This is a genomic window from Methanomethylovorans sp. (assembly GCF_041305605.1).
Taxonomy (GTDB): Archaea; Halobacteriota; Methanosarcinia; order Methanosarcinales; family Methanosarcinaceae; genus Methanomethylovorans.
The window spans coordinates 1-14800 of record NZ_JBFYLB010000132.1 but is presented as its reverse complement, the minus strand read 5'-3'; the positions used below and the strand labels follow the sequence as shown (position 1 = coordinate 14800).

The window sequence follows — 14800 nt, the reverse complement described above, 5'->3', positions numbered from 1 at the left end:
GATCCTCTGTTACCCTCAGAAATAGAAAAAAATGACCTCCATGAAATATACGAGTTACTTCTAAAAGAATTTGGGCCGCAGTATTGGTGGCCTGCACAAACGCGATTTGAAGTAATAATAGGCACTTTTCTAACACAGCAGACAAAGTGGTCCAACGTAGAAAAAGCCATAGGAAACCTAAGACGAGCAGGAATGCTTGAACCATATGATCTTGCCAAAGCAGATATTACCTTACTGGAAAGGATGATAAGATGCTGCGGATTCTATCGACAGAAAGCCAGTAGGTTAAAAAATGCAGCACAGTTTATGATAGAAAATGACATGGATGAACTGTTCAAGCTTCCCATGGACCAGTTACGTAAAATTTTGTTATCTATGAACGGTGTTGGCAATGAAACTGCAGATAGTATAATATTGTATGCTGCTGACAAACCTAAATTTGTGATCGATGCGTATACTACACGCATTATGGGCTGTATGGGCGTGGAAGGGAATTATGAACAACTGCAAGAAATGTTTGAAAACCTGCTTCCCCATGACGTTGGTATGTTCAAAGAATACCATGCACTTGTCGTTGAATATGCAAAATCATACTGTGGAAAAAAGCGTTGTAATGAATGTATCTTAGTAAATGGTCACAGGAAAGGGACAGTCCATGGAAAAAAACAGATATGAAGAGATATATCAGTCCCTATGGGATATAGCGGATGTCGGATCTGTAGCCAAAAGGTTTGAGATACATCCTGGCATTGCTTATACGATTTTGTCTCAAAAGACAGTAACTATGGTGAAATCGAAATTTAGCAACTTAAAGAGAAGCGGACCTGTACAACTGGAACAATGGAACAGTGGTAAAACCATAGTTGAAATGGCTGGAATGAACAGGATACCTGCCACATTGATGGCTTCCCTTATCCTGAAAGAGTTGAACATACCTAAAAAAATTGCTTTCAATTTTCCGGAGAGGCTTGAAAGTAGCCGTTTGAGTAAAGAGATCACAGAAGCACTTGAAAATGATCATTTCTTTTCTCCCCGTGCACATAGCCTGCAATTGGAAAAAGGAAAGCTTGGAGAGGAAATAATCTCTCTCTGGTTAAAGGCTCATAAAATAGATTTCCTGACCGAGGATCAATTAAGAGAACAGAGTATGACTAAAACTCCGGACTTCTTGCTACCTGAATCTATTACATTGGAAGGAAAAAAAGTCTCATGGATAGAAAGTAAGGCGATGTTCGGGGATGAGCAGGAACACAAGTATTATATGAAAAAACAGTTCAGCCATTACGAACAAATGTGTGGTCATGGATTAGTTGTCTATTGGTATGGTTTTCTGGACACTCTTGAAAATAACGGACATATTATCAAAAGCTATCCGTTCTTTGAGGAATATGAAAAAAAGGTTATTGAACTGCTGAACTTTGGAGTTCACCGGTAAAGATGAGCACGGCCTGAGTAGCATTAGTGTCTGTTTCATCATCTTCTGGATGGTCACCCTCATCATAAAGAACCGGGGCAGATGCAATAGCACCATGAGTGCCCAGCATTTCAATAAGAGAGGCAAGCTCATTGCCTGCAGGGTCCCGCATCCGATACAGCATGAATATGTCCTTCATGACTGAAAGACTGTTCCTTTCTCCTTCGGGCGTGATACGAGTCATTGAAGAAAAGAGCATATACTACTAATTAACTCTTTCGATTCGTACTTGTGCGAACATTTGTTCTCATGTGAAGGCCAGTGACTGAGCAAACAACAATTTGACCCCTCAAAGGGATGAATTAGAGATTAACATACGGATAGTTGTTTACAATACCGAATGGGCCATTATATAGTGAAAATACCAATATTCGTGAAAAACGAACAGTTCACTATACATGCCCTTGATAATATTCGTTTCTCGCATTCACAAATGCCTGCAGGTTCTCGATTGAGGTATGGGGTTCAATACCGCACCCTGGGGCAAGTATACCCACTCCGTCCTCGATGCATTGCTTAGCCTCCTTTTTTATGGATTCAGGTGACTTTGAGAGAAGGGTCATTGTAGGTGAAACGTTACCGATCAAACATGCCCTGTCCCCTATGATGTGCCGTGCATATCTTACATTGACCTTTTCTTCAATGCTCAGTCCATTGAACCCTGATACTGCCATCTGATCGAGTATCTCTGTGGCATCTCCACATATATGCAATACTGAAAGCCCATGTAATCTGGAAGTAAGCTTCCTGTACTGTGGAAGCACCATGGATTCAAACATGGGAGATGGAAATATATCAGGCCCAGCCTCGGAATCAGAGAGGTTTACAGCATCTACTCCATGTTCAAAGAGTGTATTTGAATACTCTATACATACTTCAGTACCGATCTCCATGAGTTCCTGTATAGTTTCTGGGTGTTGAATGCACCACATAAGATAGTTCTTTGCACCTGCCAGATAAAAAGCAACTGCTGCCGGTCCGATCATACCAGCGATCAAAGGTACATCTTCTCCCACTCTCGCCCTTACAATCTCTGCTGCTTTCAGAACAGTGGATATTCTCTCACTTTCACAAAGGTCCTCGGGAACGTTTATGTTTTTCACATCTTTTACATCGGCGCATGGGAAACTCAATTGATATGGGTGAGTATCGATGTTTCCCTCATCTATCTTACACCCTAAGGTTTGTGCGATTACAGTTGTACAGAAGGGAAACCTTATGCCTTCCAGACCAGCCAGCTTATGACCTGCGATCGCCAGAGTGGCCATCTTTTCCGGATCGTAGTGGGCCTGAGGCCATTTTGCACCGGTTACTTCCATCATTTCAACTGTTGCTGTCTGTGTGACCGAGCACACCGGTACTTTGTCTACTTCCTTTCCTTTAAGGGCTCGGACAAAGCGTTCTTTAAGAGTAAGTGATTGCATATTTATCGCCCTGCATTGAATGATAGAGTTTATGTTATAGGTAGATAAAAACCAATCAGTAAGAGTAATATATATGATATAATAATAAAAATTGGCTGAAATGTGAAACTCGCACTTACATATATCGTCACACCACAGCCCTAAAATAATAGTATATAATTTCATAAAGCATCATTATCATGAATTTGGTGAACTAATATGACAGATATCACGCATTGGGCAGATGTCATGGCAGAGGAAATAATCGGGAGCGGAAAAAAGCACCTGGTTGCAACTGGCATCACTCCCTCAGGACACATACACATCGGGAACATGAGAGAAGTAGTTACAGCAGATGCAACATACCGCGCTCTGCTGGACCAGGGAGCAAATGCAGAGATAATATATGTTGCTGACACATACGACCCTCTGAGGAAAGTATATCCTTTCCTGGATGAAAGTTTTGCACCACATGTGGGAAAACCCATTTCAGAAATACCATGCCCATGCGGTGAATGTACCAGTTATGCAGAGCATTTTCTCAAGCCTTTCTACACAGCTCTGGACCGCTTAGGAATCCATCCCAAAATATACCGTGCTGACGAGATGTATAAGCAGGGAATGTATGTTGGAAGCATCAAGACAGCACTCCTCAATAGGGACAAGATAGCACATATTCTCCAGAAACATTCCGGAAAGGAGGTCACAGCAGATTGGAGCCCCTTTAATCCGATCTGTAAGAAATGTGCCCGGCTTACAACCACAAAAGTAACTGGCTTTGATATCAATTCAGAGACAGTGGATTACGTCTGCTCTTGTGGCGACTCCGGAACAGTGTCAATGCGAGGGGGAGGAAAACTCACTTGGCGTGTGGACTGGCCCGCCCGCTGGGGCGTGTTGGGTGTAACTGTTGAACCTTTTGGAAAGGATCATGCTTCCAAGGGTGGATCCTACGATACAGGTAAAGCCATAAGTGAAGAGATATACGGATATAAGGCACCATATCCGGTAGTATATGAATGGATCATGCTGGGTACAAAAGGGGCAATGTCCTCCTCAAGCGGCGTAGTGGTATCAATATCCGAAATGCTGGAAGTGCTCCCACCAGAGATCCTTAGGTATCTCATAATAAGAACAAAACCTGAAAAACATATTCGTTTCGATCCATCCCTGCCTCTGTTAAACCTGGTGGATGAATATGAAAAACTGAGCGCTGACACCGAAGAATCCAGCTATAGCAAAAGACTTAAAGAACTATCACATGCAGCTGGCATATGCCATACAGACATTCCATTCAGGCATATGATCACCATTTATCAGGTGGCTCATGGCGATCTTGACAAGGTAATGAAGATAGTGGAAAGATCAGGATACAGCACGAAGAATGAAAAGTGTATCCTGGAACTTGCTGAAAATGTAGGAAAATGGCTTGAAATGTATGCTCCTGACATGGTGAAGTTCAGTGTGAAGGAAGAAATTCCCGTACAGGCTGCAACACTGAACGATTTGCAGAGAGCTTTCCTTAAAGCGTTGTCCGAGGAAATTGATGCGGCGAAAGAGCTAAGTGGGGAAGATTATCATAATCTGGTCTATTCTTCGAAGGAGAAGGGGTCATCACTTAACACTAAGATGGCACGTATAATAGGAATTCCTTCCGATAACTTGGAAGTAAAACCCACCGAAATGTTCAAAGCTATTTACCTGGCAGTTTTGGGACAACAATCCGGCCCCAAAGCCGGATGGTTCCTTTCATCAATGGAAAAGGACTTCCTTGCAAAGAGATTCAGTGAAGCTGCAAGTTACAGGCCATAATATAGAATTGATAGAAAAAGAACATATTTTTGCATGGGAAAAGGAGTACAGGCATCTGCAATGGGGATGTGCTGGCTCAACGTCCCATATAACAGAAAGGCTTCCTACGGGAAGCAAAGTACTGGATGTTGGATGCGGATGCGGAAGACATTTATTACCCCTTTCTTCCAGCTATAGCACGACAGGCATAGATATTTCATTTACAGCTTTGACTAGAGCAAAGGATTACCTGGAAAAACATAATCGAAAAGCTGATTATGCCACTGCAAGCCTTACTCACCTACCCTTAAAGGGAGAGACTTTTGATGCTGTTATATGCCTGGGAGTGCTGCAGCACCTGACCGAATCGGGGAGATACACTGCAGTCTCAGAGATAAAAAGAATTTTGAAATCAAATGGTTTGGTCTTTTTTGAGGTGTTTGGTTCTCAGGATATGAGATTTGGAGGAGAGGAAGTAGAAGAACATACTTTTGTGCGTCAACATGGGATACTCTACCATTACTTCACTCTGGAAGAAATAAGAACACTTTTCAAAGGATTCGAATTCCTTGAACTGAAAAATAATCTATTGGAAAAGAAGTATAGAGGAGAGAAGTATATCCGGCACATGATAAGTGCCGTTATGCGCGTATCATCAGAAAAAGATGCCTGCATAGTTCAGCAGGATTACAAGGATGGCCCCAACAACACCTGCGATCGCGCAAGTGAGAACCACGACCCATGAGTATGCTATTTCCAGTCCGAAAACAGTGTTGGCTATCACAAGTACCAGCAAGCCCATGATAGTATTGACGACCATGTTCTTTACAGTCTTTAGGACTTTATAAAGCAGGTATGCAATTACTATTGCAGCCAGGACAATTATGATCTCTGTTACCATGTATAGTATATAAGGCAGAATAAATATTTAACTATTGTCCCTATATTTTACTTGCAGCGAGGCAAGGAAACCTAACACTATAGAGTCAAGTTCCTCCCGTATGGAATACCCTTGCAGGACAACATTACGATTGCCCAGGATCATAGATGATACATGTGAACCTGATCTGTACAGGCATAGCACTGGCATATTCCTTTGAACCGCGCTACATACCTCATAGCCAACCCCAATGGAAGGAATGGTAACCTCTGCAATAAGGCATGCACTGTGACCTAATAAGTCCATATCTCTTGTAAAGATCTCCTGCTCTGTCATAGAAGATTCAATGTCTTCAAGCTGAGGGTCCACCACATGCTCGCTAAGCACTTCATGGCCCTCAGACACGATAAATGTGCAAAGATATTGGTAAACTGACAACAATTCCCTCCCTCCCCGGATTGAACCTGAAAAGAATACCTTCATAATACACCCCTGAAATAATGCCCTTTTGTATATTTATCAGACAGGTCCCTGCATGTAAGACCAGAAATCGCTTCCTGAGAAACACATTCATTTATGCGTTGTCTGTATGCAGCTACAACTGCTTGCACTTTTTGTACGCCCATATACCTTGCATCTATCCTGAATCTGCGAACACCTGCTTTAACAAAGCTGGAAATATCATCCAGCAGACATAATTCCCTGGAATTGAAAATATGGGTCCGACAGTGTTCATCCATCAATAATGGAAATTCAAAACCTTTCTCGTCCATTATTGTAAAATTGTTTGTTCTGCAAGGCATACAACAGGCATTGCCTTTACCTCCCAGCAAACTTCCAACAATGCAATTTTCTGTGACCATGAGCTGCAGGTCGCCATGCACCATACATTCCACATTGCCATACCTACTTAAAGATGAAATCTGTTCCAGAGTAAGTTCCGCAGATAATACCACCGCTTCAGCAGCTAATCTCTTGAAAAATGAGACCGTCCTATGGTTCAAAATGTTAAGGTGATGATCAACAATAAAATTGCAACCTATCTGTTGTACTAATCTAAGAACACCAAGATTACCAACAAGCACTCCATGGAAACCGACTTCCAGAGCCTGCCGGATGAGCAATTGCAGTTCATTCATTTCATAATCCCAAACAATAGATGGTGTTGTGAGATATATCCTGCAGCCTGCCCTAAATACAACATCATGTGCTTCTTTGAATTTGGCTTTCGTATGGTCACGGTAGTTCTCATCTCCAAAATAAATGAGATCTGCGCCTTCATCAACTGCAGATAACAAACCATCTAGAGTATTCACACTGACAGCCAGCAAAGGTTTTCCTAGATTTTGCTCTTGGTGAGGAGGAAGTGAAAAAATAAAGCGCTCAAATATACGTTTCCATTTGCTTGTTCTTATTTTGTCCATTTCCTGAACAGCATTGTTGCGGATATTGTTCAGTTCCTTGATAGGAACAAAAATATCCAGGTCTGAGATAACTTCCAGTGAGACCGGATGGAAAACAGTATTTCCAAGCTTTAAGAGCTGTTTTTCCATATCCCCTTTAGTTGTTGGGTTTTTCTGAGAGGGCTCTACAATGTATTCCGAGATTATTCTTACTATATTGTTATCGCTGTCCTGAAAATTCAGTTCCAGATGTTTGCCTTTGATAGCAATAAGCTTAAGCCTCACAGCCACTTTGCGTACAGGTGTTTGAGAATCAAAAGATCGTTCCATGGACTTAAGAAGAGAGGTATCAGAAGTCCTGTAAACTTGCGTGCCTGCGGATACAGAGTTGGAAAGAAGCAGGTCCACGATCATGCCTTTATCAGCAGAGGTGAGCGGTTTGCCCCCGTAGGATATTCTGGTAACGGTCTCACCCACATCCCCACATGAAAAGCCTATTCCATCACCGACGTTAAGAGAACCTGACAATTTAAGGCTTACATACCCTCCTCCAGACTGCCCCCTTACAGTGCCCACCAGAACCCCCCGATTATATGGCACACCATGGTCCATCAGCTCAACGCGTGGTTTTCCCGAGAGATAGCCATGGGTGAAACCCCTGTTAAAAAGCTGTTCAAGCATCCTAAACTCTTCCCCGGATACAAAATAACCTGTGGGGTCTGCAGCATACCGGTCCAGAAGCCGCCTGTAAATACCCACTACACCTGCCACATATTCGGGTCGTTTCATCCTTCCTTCTATCTTAAAAGACGAAACACCAGCTTCAATAAGATGGGGCAGGATTTCTGAAGTGTTCAGATCCTTTGGGCTTAGCAGGAAATTACTCTGGACACTTACTACTCTTCCGTTCTTCTTCAAGGTATACTGCTTTCGACAAGGCTGGGCACAGTACCCCCTGTTACCGCTTCTCCCACCGATCATGCTGCTAAACAAACATTGTCCTGAATAACAGATACATAAGGCACCATGAATGAATACTTCAAGTTCTGCTTGTGTATTATCACATATGGAACCAATGGCTTCAAGCGATAGTTCTCGTGCCAGCACAATTCTTTTTACACCCAGATCTTCAAGTAAACGCACACTTTCAGTGTTATGGACTGTCATCTGGGTACTTGCATGTACAGGAAGTTCCGGGAGGAGTTCGCATAAGAAAGAAAGCAAGCCCATATCCTGCACTATTACGGCATCTGCCCCATATGCTGCAATACTCTGCAGTGTTCGGGCAGCTTCAGAAAATTCTGCATCTTTTATAAGAGTATTCACTGTAACATATACCTTCACCCCTCTGAGATGAGCATAATCGATAGCCTGTTCCAGCTCATCGAGGGAAAAATTAAAAGCGTATGCTCTGGCACTGAGCTTCTTAACACCCAGATACACTGCATCTGCACCATTTTCCACAGCAGCCTTAAGAGATAGCATATCACCGGCAGGGGCCAGAAGTTCAGGGATATGTAGCATGGGGGTTTGTGATGATGTCACAATATATAAAAGATAGCCAGAAGACTTTGAAGTTTCCGGCCAGCACTTAGAGCAAAAAAGATGGAAAAATCATATATTCTTTTTCATCAGGTGGAATTTGATAACATACAAACAGAAAACTACTACTGCAAGATTGAACCCAGCCCTGATGATGGGAATATATTCCGACTTGAACCATGTGTAGATCACATCGTTTATAGAACCATAGAACTGAAGAGAGGAAATTGCAAGCAGAAGAGCTACCAGTACGAATAAACCTCCTCTAAAATAATCCTCTATTGAAGAAGCCTTCTTATCTTTCGCCTTTACAGATGCAGTAGATGGTACCTGTCCCATAATTCCAGTTTCTTCTAAATCCCCACTCATGCAGATTTCCTCCTGAACATGATCAATGCTGCAATTATAGATATTATAGCAAGACCTGAACCAAATCCGGGAGTTCCTGTTTCTTCATAAGGTACTTCATATGAAGGCTCTCCCCAAGTTGTAGGTTCTTCCACAATAAAATCACTTGTAACAACATCCTTTGACTCTACAGTCTTGTTCTTATCAATAACCTTTTGAGGGTTCAACTGGACGTAATCCTCTCCACGCTTTACTATTGTGTTGTCCTTCCAGATGATGACCTCCACAACATAATTATAGTTGTCAGGTACCGTAAGGTTTACACTTCTGATCACAGTCTCTTCCGGACCGATAGTCCCGGTAGTGGTCCAGACTTTATTCGCTATAAGACGTGCATCCATTTCACGGGCTTTGACAAGCATCTTATAGTTTTCACTGACATTAGAACCTGAATTAGTTAAATAGATATCATTTTCTATCACAACATTATTACCTACAACCTTTTTAACCAGAAAATCCATGCCATCTATGCCTATACCTATTTCCTGCACATCTGTCTTCAAGCTTTCAAGGCCACTCAGATAAATCTCTGCTGTAGATTTTGTTTTGTTGCCTTCTGACAAAAAGAATTCTAACCTGTATCTGCCTTCCTTGGGCAACCTGATAGACTGAGACACTGGAGATGTTTCGCCTTCTTTTATCGGACCTACATCACTAACCTCACGCAACTTGAGAAAACCCGTATTACTGTCAAATACCTTCAGTTGCAGTAAAGTATCATTTTTCTGAGCGCCACCCTCGTGTAAAATATAAGTGGTCACATTAAGATTGACAAAAGAAGTGGTCACTTTATCCGCTGACAACTCGGTATCTGTGATAAATAGTGAAGACGCTTCATCAAAATCCCTGACACAGCCACTACCAAAGAGAGCTAATGCCAACAAGAGCATCATGACATAGTATTTTTTAACATTGTTAAGCATATGCACCACTCCAAGTGTATATGATAATTCTGTCTTCTTTCTATTTAAATTACACTAGAAATAAAAAAAAATAGATGAATAAGGGATGAGAGTTAAAATAAACACCTATAAGAGATAGGATGACAAAACATATTTTCAAATACTTAATAAATAAAGGAAATAATAAGTAATAAAGGGATTCAAAAAAGAAAATGGTGCTCAAAAAATACACAAAGAGTTAAATAGAGAGATATTAATCTTTATTTGATTCAATGGAGCATCCAATCGTATGCACACAGAGAACGAAAGAAGTGGAACCGCAGTAAAAGTAACCGTAAATGGGATGATAATAAACATTGTCCTGACTGTTTTTAAGTTCATTGCTGGAATTTTAGGTAACAGTGCAGCAATGATCGCAGACGCTGTTCATTCACTTTCCGACTTTATAACTGATGTTGTTGTAATTGTGGGTCTAAAGGCTGCAGGAAAACCTGCGGACAATAATCATCACTACGGTCACGGCAAAATAGAGACTCTGTGCGCAGCTTTTGTAGGCATTGTGCTTTTTATAATAGGAGTAGAGATTCTCGCTAGTGGTTTGAGCAAAATTCTTTTGGTAATTAATGGTGGAAAACTTGAACAACCTGGAATGATAGCCTTCATTGCTGCAGTGTTTTCTATCCTTACAAAGGAATTCTTATACAGATACACTTTGAGTTATGCCAAAACGATCAAAAGTAATGCAATGGTTGCAAATGCATGGCATCACCGCTCAGATGCATTCTCTTCAGTGGGAACAATGCTGGGAATTGGCGGAGCAATAGTTCTTGGGGGTAAATGGGCAATTCTCGACCCAATTGCTGCGGTAATATTAAGTTTCTTCATATTCAAGGTTGCATTCGATATCACATATAAGAGTACAAATGAGCTTACTGAGGCCGCTCCTGAAAAAGACGTCATTGAGGGCATACAGCATATTATTGCATCAACTAATGGTGTTAAAGACTTCCACAAGCTTAAAACAAGGAAGGTAGGCAATAATATTGCCACTGATGTGCATATCCAGGTAGATAAGAACCTTAGCCTTATCGAAGCTCATGATATATGCACTGAAGTAGAGAATCGCTTACGCGAGAAGTATGGAAAAAATAGCATTCTCTACATTCATTGCGAACCCTATATGTGATCTATGAGTTGCTTATTGCAGATCAGTCTATGCATACGCATGGATTTTTGCCACAAGTGGGACATACAAGCGGGTATTTCTCCAGAAAAGCTAATTCAAGATCAACATCATAAAGGTTTGCCAGGGCACCGACCCAGGCAAAACAATCCGCAAGTTCTTCCCTTATGTTCTCGGTATCATTTCTGCGTACAGCCTCTGCGAGTTCACCCACTTCCTCTACTAGCCAGAGCATGGTAGCAGCCGCACCGCGCTTCCTGTCATTATGAGCGTACAAATCATACATAAGCTGCTGGAATTCCTTGATCTCCATTACAACATCTCCAAAATTACAGCCTGACAGGTATCTCCCTTTCCTTGAGATACTCTTTTACATCCTGCACAGTGTATTCTCCGAAGTGGAAGATGCTTGCAGCCAATGCAGCATCAGCTTTGCCTTTAGTGAAGCCTTCATACATATGCTGTGGATTGCCCACACCGCCTGATGCTATCACAGGGATATCCAGTTCCTCAGATAGTTTTCTTGTGACAGGGATGTCAAAACCATCATATGTGCCATCCTTATCCATACTGGTCAGCAGGATCTCACCTGAGCCCAGTTCTTCTACCTTTTTTGCCCACTGCACCGCATCGATACCTGTGGGTTTCCTGCCTCCGTAGATAACAACTTCGTACCATGCAGGAGTACCATCTTCAAGCTCCAGTATAACCTTATCCGGATTGTTCTCAACATCCGGATTGCGCTTGCAGTCGATGGCAGTGACAATGCATTGGGAACCGAATATCTCTGATGATTGCCTGATAAGGTCTGGATTTTTCACTGCAGCAGTGTTGATAGAAACTTTGTCAGCACCAGCTCTGAGGATCTGCCGGATGTCCTCAATTGAATTAATACCACCCCCCACAGTAAGAGGAATAAAAACCTCATCTGCAGTCCTTTCTATCACATTGATCATAGTGCCTCTGCCCTCATGAGAAGCTGTGATATCCAGAAATACCAGTTCATCGGCGCCTTGTTCATTGTAGCGCTTGGCAAGTTCCACAGGATCACCTGCTTTTCTCAGGTCCACGAACTCGACACCCTTGACCACGGTGCCGCCTGCTTCATCAAGTGTCACGTCGAGACAGGGAATTATTCTTTTTGTGAGCATAATGCATTATCAAGGGAAACTCGTATTAATAGATTATGAATCCCTCAGACCAAGAGCACAGCTATAATGCCTGCAAGGAAGACACCATCAAAAGTTCCTGCTCCACCTATACTAACCACAGGAGCACCTATCTTTGCTATGCCGCGCAGGTTGAGCAGGTCTGCTCCGATCAAAGTACCTATGGTTCCACCTGTGTATGCAATTATGAAAATGAACTCAGGATTTGCAGGAAATTGAGAGATTATTAGTATGGAACTCAGTGCAGCAACCAGGGGGGGCACCAATGCAGGTGTCACTATCCCCACTCCCTTTACAGGACGCGCTACCTGTTTGGTAATTAGGGCTACGATAATTATCCCGTATATAGAATATATTAGAGCCCCAGGGTACCTATAAAGAAGATATACCGATACAAGGGTGGGTATAACCGCTCCTCCAATGTTCACAGCTACCGTTGTCTTTCTGATAAAACTTTCCTTGAAAGGTATGCGATATTTTACACCAAAGACCCTGACGAAATTGCCGTTAGGAATGGGCACCAGGGTTTCCAATGTAGTGAGAGGGACATTGATATTGCTGCCAATTAGGCATATAAAAAGAAGAAGGAAAGCATAACCCCAGCCAAAATTGAATAGTTTTACAAAAGCAGAACTTACTAGTCCTAAAAAGAGAAAGGAGACACTAATCGAGAGTAAAAGGAACAGCACAAAAGTAAAAACCATCGTAAAAGGATTATAGAATATCCTGTGCCTCATACAGGAACATTAACTGAACACTATATATGTTTTTTGAAATTATTAGGTCAATACAGAGATAGCGAACGTGCCCCTTTGAGCAGATCCTTGCTCACAGCATCACTTATGATCAAGTCCTCAGATATCATGATACGAGCACCTTTTCTTAAAGCTATGGCAATGCAATCGCTTGGCCTTGCATCAAATTCCATACGTTTCCCACCATTGTTGAGCACCAGGCGGGCATAATATACATTATCTATTTTATCATCGATGAACACACTGTCAACTTCAACTTCCATACGCTCAAGAATAGATACCAGAAGGTCATGAGTCATAGGACGGGGAAGTGTCTCATTGCGTATCACCGTATCAATTGACACTGCTTCAGCCTGACCAATATGAATAGGCATCACTAAACCATCCCCACCTTCCAACAATACTGCAGGAGATGTACCACCCAGCATATTTACGAGGAAAATACCTTTTACAAAAACTTCCTTTACACCTTCCTCATTTCCCATGATTAGAACACTGTCCCCTATCATCAACTATTGTTCAACATATCTCATATAGATATGCCATCAAAACTCCTCTCTCTGATATATGAACAGCAGATTTGTTCAAATGAAATGAAATTTTCAATGATGCCTATAGGGCTTTGACTCGAAATGAAAACCATGTCTTCCAATTAAAGGAACAAAAACTACCCCACCCCATTCTTTACTAACCACAGTGCCGTCACTCTTTTTCATAACGAGGTAGAGAGACTGGAACATTTCCCCAACCGGAATAACCATTCTCCCCCCGGATCTAAGCTGCTGGACCAAAGGTTCGGGAATGGAGGGTGCTGACGCCGTTACACATATCCTGTCATAAGGTGCGTGCTCAGGCAACCCTATAGACCCATCTGAAAGATTAACCTTCACGTTCCGATAGCCAGCCGCCTTTAGATTACTTTTTGAGGATTTTACAAGTTCTGGTATTCTTTCAGTAGAATACACTGTACCTGTATTTCCTATGACCTCAGCCATGACAGCAGCATTATACCCTGAACCGGCACCTATCTCCAGAACTTTATGACCTTCCTGCAGGTCAAGAAGATTGCACATGATAGCTACCATGTGAGGTGCAGAAATGGTTTGTCCATATCCAATGTTAAGTGGCGTGTCCACATAAGCACTTGATATATGTACAGCAGGAACAAAAAGATGCCTGGGCACATTAAGCATTGAGTTAAGTACTTTTTCGCTTATACCATGTACTTTAAGACGAGCTACCAGCTCTGCTCTCTCCTTCGCGAACTCCACGAGGTACCACTTCCCCATGATCTTCTATGAACAGGGTTTGCAAAGATACGTGTTATATTTTTTGCTTCTATAACAATACCGTCACGGGATTTGAAAGTACCATCTCTTACCTTAATTTTTATGATCTTGAACTCATCTGGACCGGCCTTTTCGTTCGAACCAATGGTAAACTGATAACCTCCGGGGACCTGCTTGATAACAGACCTTGTGATAGTGCCCTCATGAATTGCTATCTTCACACATACCTCATCTATGGCCCTGCCCCAGAGAGAGTCAATATCTATAACTTTAGCTGCTTCAGGCCTTTTTTGACCTGATTCTATGGCTGTTATAACTACAGGATAGACCTCATCAGAAGACTCGTCATCGATGAACATCTCGTCACCAACGCGGACTATATAGTCTGTCTGCAGACGGGTACGCAAAGGAAAGGAAACTTCCCCCCTACTTACAATTACCTTAATATCGACGGCCTTAGGAGTTTCTATTATGGTTGGATGGACACTACTACACTCTAAACATTTTACCACGGGGTTCACACCGGATTTCAAGACTTCATGCAGCACCGGATGACGTGGTGAGCAGGAAGGACATACAACTTCGACTTCTTCGTTCATAA

General features: G+C 42.2%; 18 protein-coding genes. 5 read left to right on the top strand and 13 right to left on the bottom strand.

The annotated features are described in order from the left end of the window. Positions 1-114 precede the first annotated feature (114 nt). Together ACCM36_RS08220 and ACCM36_RS08215 are read left to right on the top strand one after the other, a co-directional pair. Positions 115-675, top strand: a complete 561-nt coding sequence (locus ACCM36_RS08220) for an endonuclease III domain-containing protein (protein ID WP_370573299.1) — start codon at positions 115-117, stop codon at positions 673-675. Continuing rightward, positions 656-1435: a C15orf41 family protein gene (locus tag ACCM36_RS08215; protein WP_370573268.1), complete on the top strand. Its 780-nt coding sequence runs from the start codon at positions 656-658 to the stop codon at positions 1433-1435. The genes ACCM36_RS08220 and ACCM36_RS08215 overlap by 20 nt, the downstream gene beginning before the upstream one ends. Here ACCM36_RS08215 and ACCM36_RS08210 read toward each other — a convergent pair. Next, entirely contained in the window at positions 1401-1658 is a 258-nt protein-coding gene (locus tag ACCM36_RS08210; RefSeq protein ID WP_370573267.1) for a hypothetical protein, read from the bottom strand. The two genes, ACCM36_RS08215 and ACCM36_RS08210, sit on opposite strands and share 35 nt — an antisense overlap. Before the next feature lie 208 nt (positions 1659-1866). Further along, entirely contained in the window at positions 1867-2898 is a 1032-nt protein-coding gene (gene mtaA, locus ACCM36_RS08205) for a methylcobamide:CoM methyltransferase MtaA (protein WP_370573265.1), read from the bottom strand. Positions 2899-3096: 198 nt separating this feature from the next. On the opposite strand from mtaA, the gene lysS reads away from it, so the two are divergent. Both lysS and ACCM36_RS08195 read left to right on the top strand, forming a co-directional pair. Further along, the gene (gene lysS / locus ACCM36_RS08200; RefSeq protein WP_370573264.1) at positions 3097-4689 is read left to right on the top strand and encodes a lysine--tRNA ligase; all 1593 of its coding nucleotides are present in this window, start codon (positions 3097-3099) and stop codon (positions 4687-4689) included. Next, positions 4664-5413 (top strand): class I SAM-dependent methyltransferase, encoded by a 750-nt coding sequence (locus ACCM36_RS08195; RefSeq protein ID WP_370573263.1) that lies wholly within the window; start codon positions 4664-4666, stop codon positions 5411-5413. The genes lysS and ACCM36_RS08195 overlap by 26 nt, the downstream gene beginning before the upstream one ends. On the opposite strand, the gene ACCM36_RS08190 is transcribed toward ACCM36_RS08195, so the two are convergent. The 5 genes from ACCM36_RS08190 to ACCM36_RS08170 form a co-directional block, all read right to left on the bottom strand. Next, positions 5324-5569, bottom strand: a complete 246-nt coding sequence (locus ACCM36_RS08190) for a pro-sigmaK processing inhibitor BofA family protein (RefSeq protein WP_370573262.1) — start codon at positions 5567-5569, stop codon at positions 5324-5326. The genes ACCM36_RS08195 and ACCM36_RS08190 overlap by 90 nt on opposite strands. Positions 5570-5596: 27 nt before the next feature. Next, a complete protein-coding gene (locus ACCM36_RS08185; RefSeq protein WP_370573261.1) occupies positions 5597-6031 on the bottom strand; it encodes a nucleoside 2-deoxyribosyltransferase in 435 nt (144 codons plus the stop codon). After that, positions 6028-8475: a DUF3656 domain-containing protein gene (locus ACCM36_RS08180; RefSeq protein WP_370573260.1), complete on the bottom strand. Its 2448-nt coding sequence runs from the start codon at positions 8473-8475 to the stop codon at positions 6028-6030. Before ACCM36_RS08180 ends, ACCM36_RS08185 begins: the two co-directional genes overlap by 4 nt. A gap of 90 nt (positions 8476-8565) precedes the next feature. Continuing rightward, positions 8566-8862, bottom strand: coding sequence for a hypothetical protein (locus ACCM36_RS08175; RefSeq protein WP_370573259.1), 297 nt, complete (start codon positions 8860-8862; stop codon positions 8566-8568). Then, positions 8859-9824: a hypothetical protein gene (locus ACCM36_RS08170; protein ID WP_370573258.1), complete on the bottom strand. Its 966-nt coding sequence runs from the start codon at positions 9822-9824 to the stop codon at positions 8859-8861. The genes ACCM36_RS08175 and ACCM36_RS08170 overlap by 4 nt, the downstream gene beginning before the upstream one ends. Positions 9825-10092: 268 nt before the next feature. Here ACCM36_RS08170 and ACCM36_RS08165 point away from each other — a divergent pair, with 268 nt between their 5' ends. Then, positions 10093-10989, top strand: coding sequence for a cation diffusion facilitator family transporter (locus ACCM36_RS08165; protein ID WP_370573257.1), 897 nt, complete (start codon positions 10093-10095; stop codon positions 10987-10989). Between the two features lie 22 nt (positions 10990-11011). Here the strand turns inward: ACCM36_RS08165 and ACCM36_RS08160 are convergent, their stop codons facing one another. From ACCM36_RS08160 to ACCM36_RS08135, 6 genes are all read right to left on the bottom strand, one after another. Further along, entirely contained in the window at positions 11012-11299 is a 288-nt protein-coding gene (locus ACCM36_RS08160) for a MazG nucleotide pyrophosphohydrolase domain-containing protein (protein WP_370573256.1), read from the bottom strand. Positions 11300-11315: 16 nt separating this feature from the next. Beyond that, a complete protein-coding gene (gene hisF / locus ACCM36_RS08155) occupies positions 11316-12137 on the bottom strand; it encodes an imidazole glycerol phosphate synthase subunit HisF (RefSeq protein WP_370573255.1) in 822 nt (273 codons plus the stop codon). 44 nt (positions 12138-12181) lie between these two features. Then, the gene (locus ACCM36_RS08150; protein WP_370573254.1) at positions 12182-12892 is read right to left on the bottom strand and encodes a DUF1614 domain-containing protein; all 711 of its coding nucleotides are present in this window, start codon (positions 12890-12892) and stop codon (positions 12182-12184) included. Positions 12893-12939: 47 nt separating this feature from the next. Then, a complete protein-coding gene (locus ACCM36_RS08145; RefSeq protein ID WP_370573253.1) occupies positions 12940-13395 on the bottom strand; it encodes a bifunctional nuclease family protein in 456 nt (151 codons plus the stop codon). Between the two features lie 117 nt (positions 13396-13512). Next, positions 13513-14181 carry a protein-L-isoaspartate O-methyltransferase gene (locus ACCM36_RS08140; RefSeq protein ID WP_370573252.1) on the bottom strand — a complete coding sequence of 223 codons (669 nt, stop codon included), beginning with the start codon at positions 14179-14181 and terminating at the stop codon, positions 13513-13515. Next, positions 14148-14800 (bottom strand): HVO_0476 family zinc finger protein (locus ACCM36_RS08135; protein WP_370573251.1); only part of this gene is annotated, 653 nt, incomplete at its 5' end. The genes ACCM36_RS08140 and ACCM36_RS08135, both read right to left, overlap by 34 nt.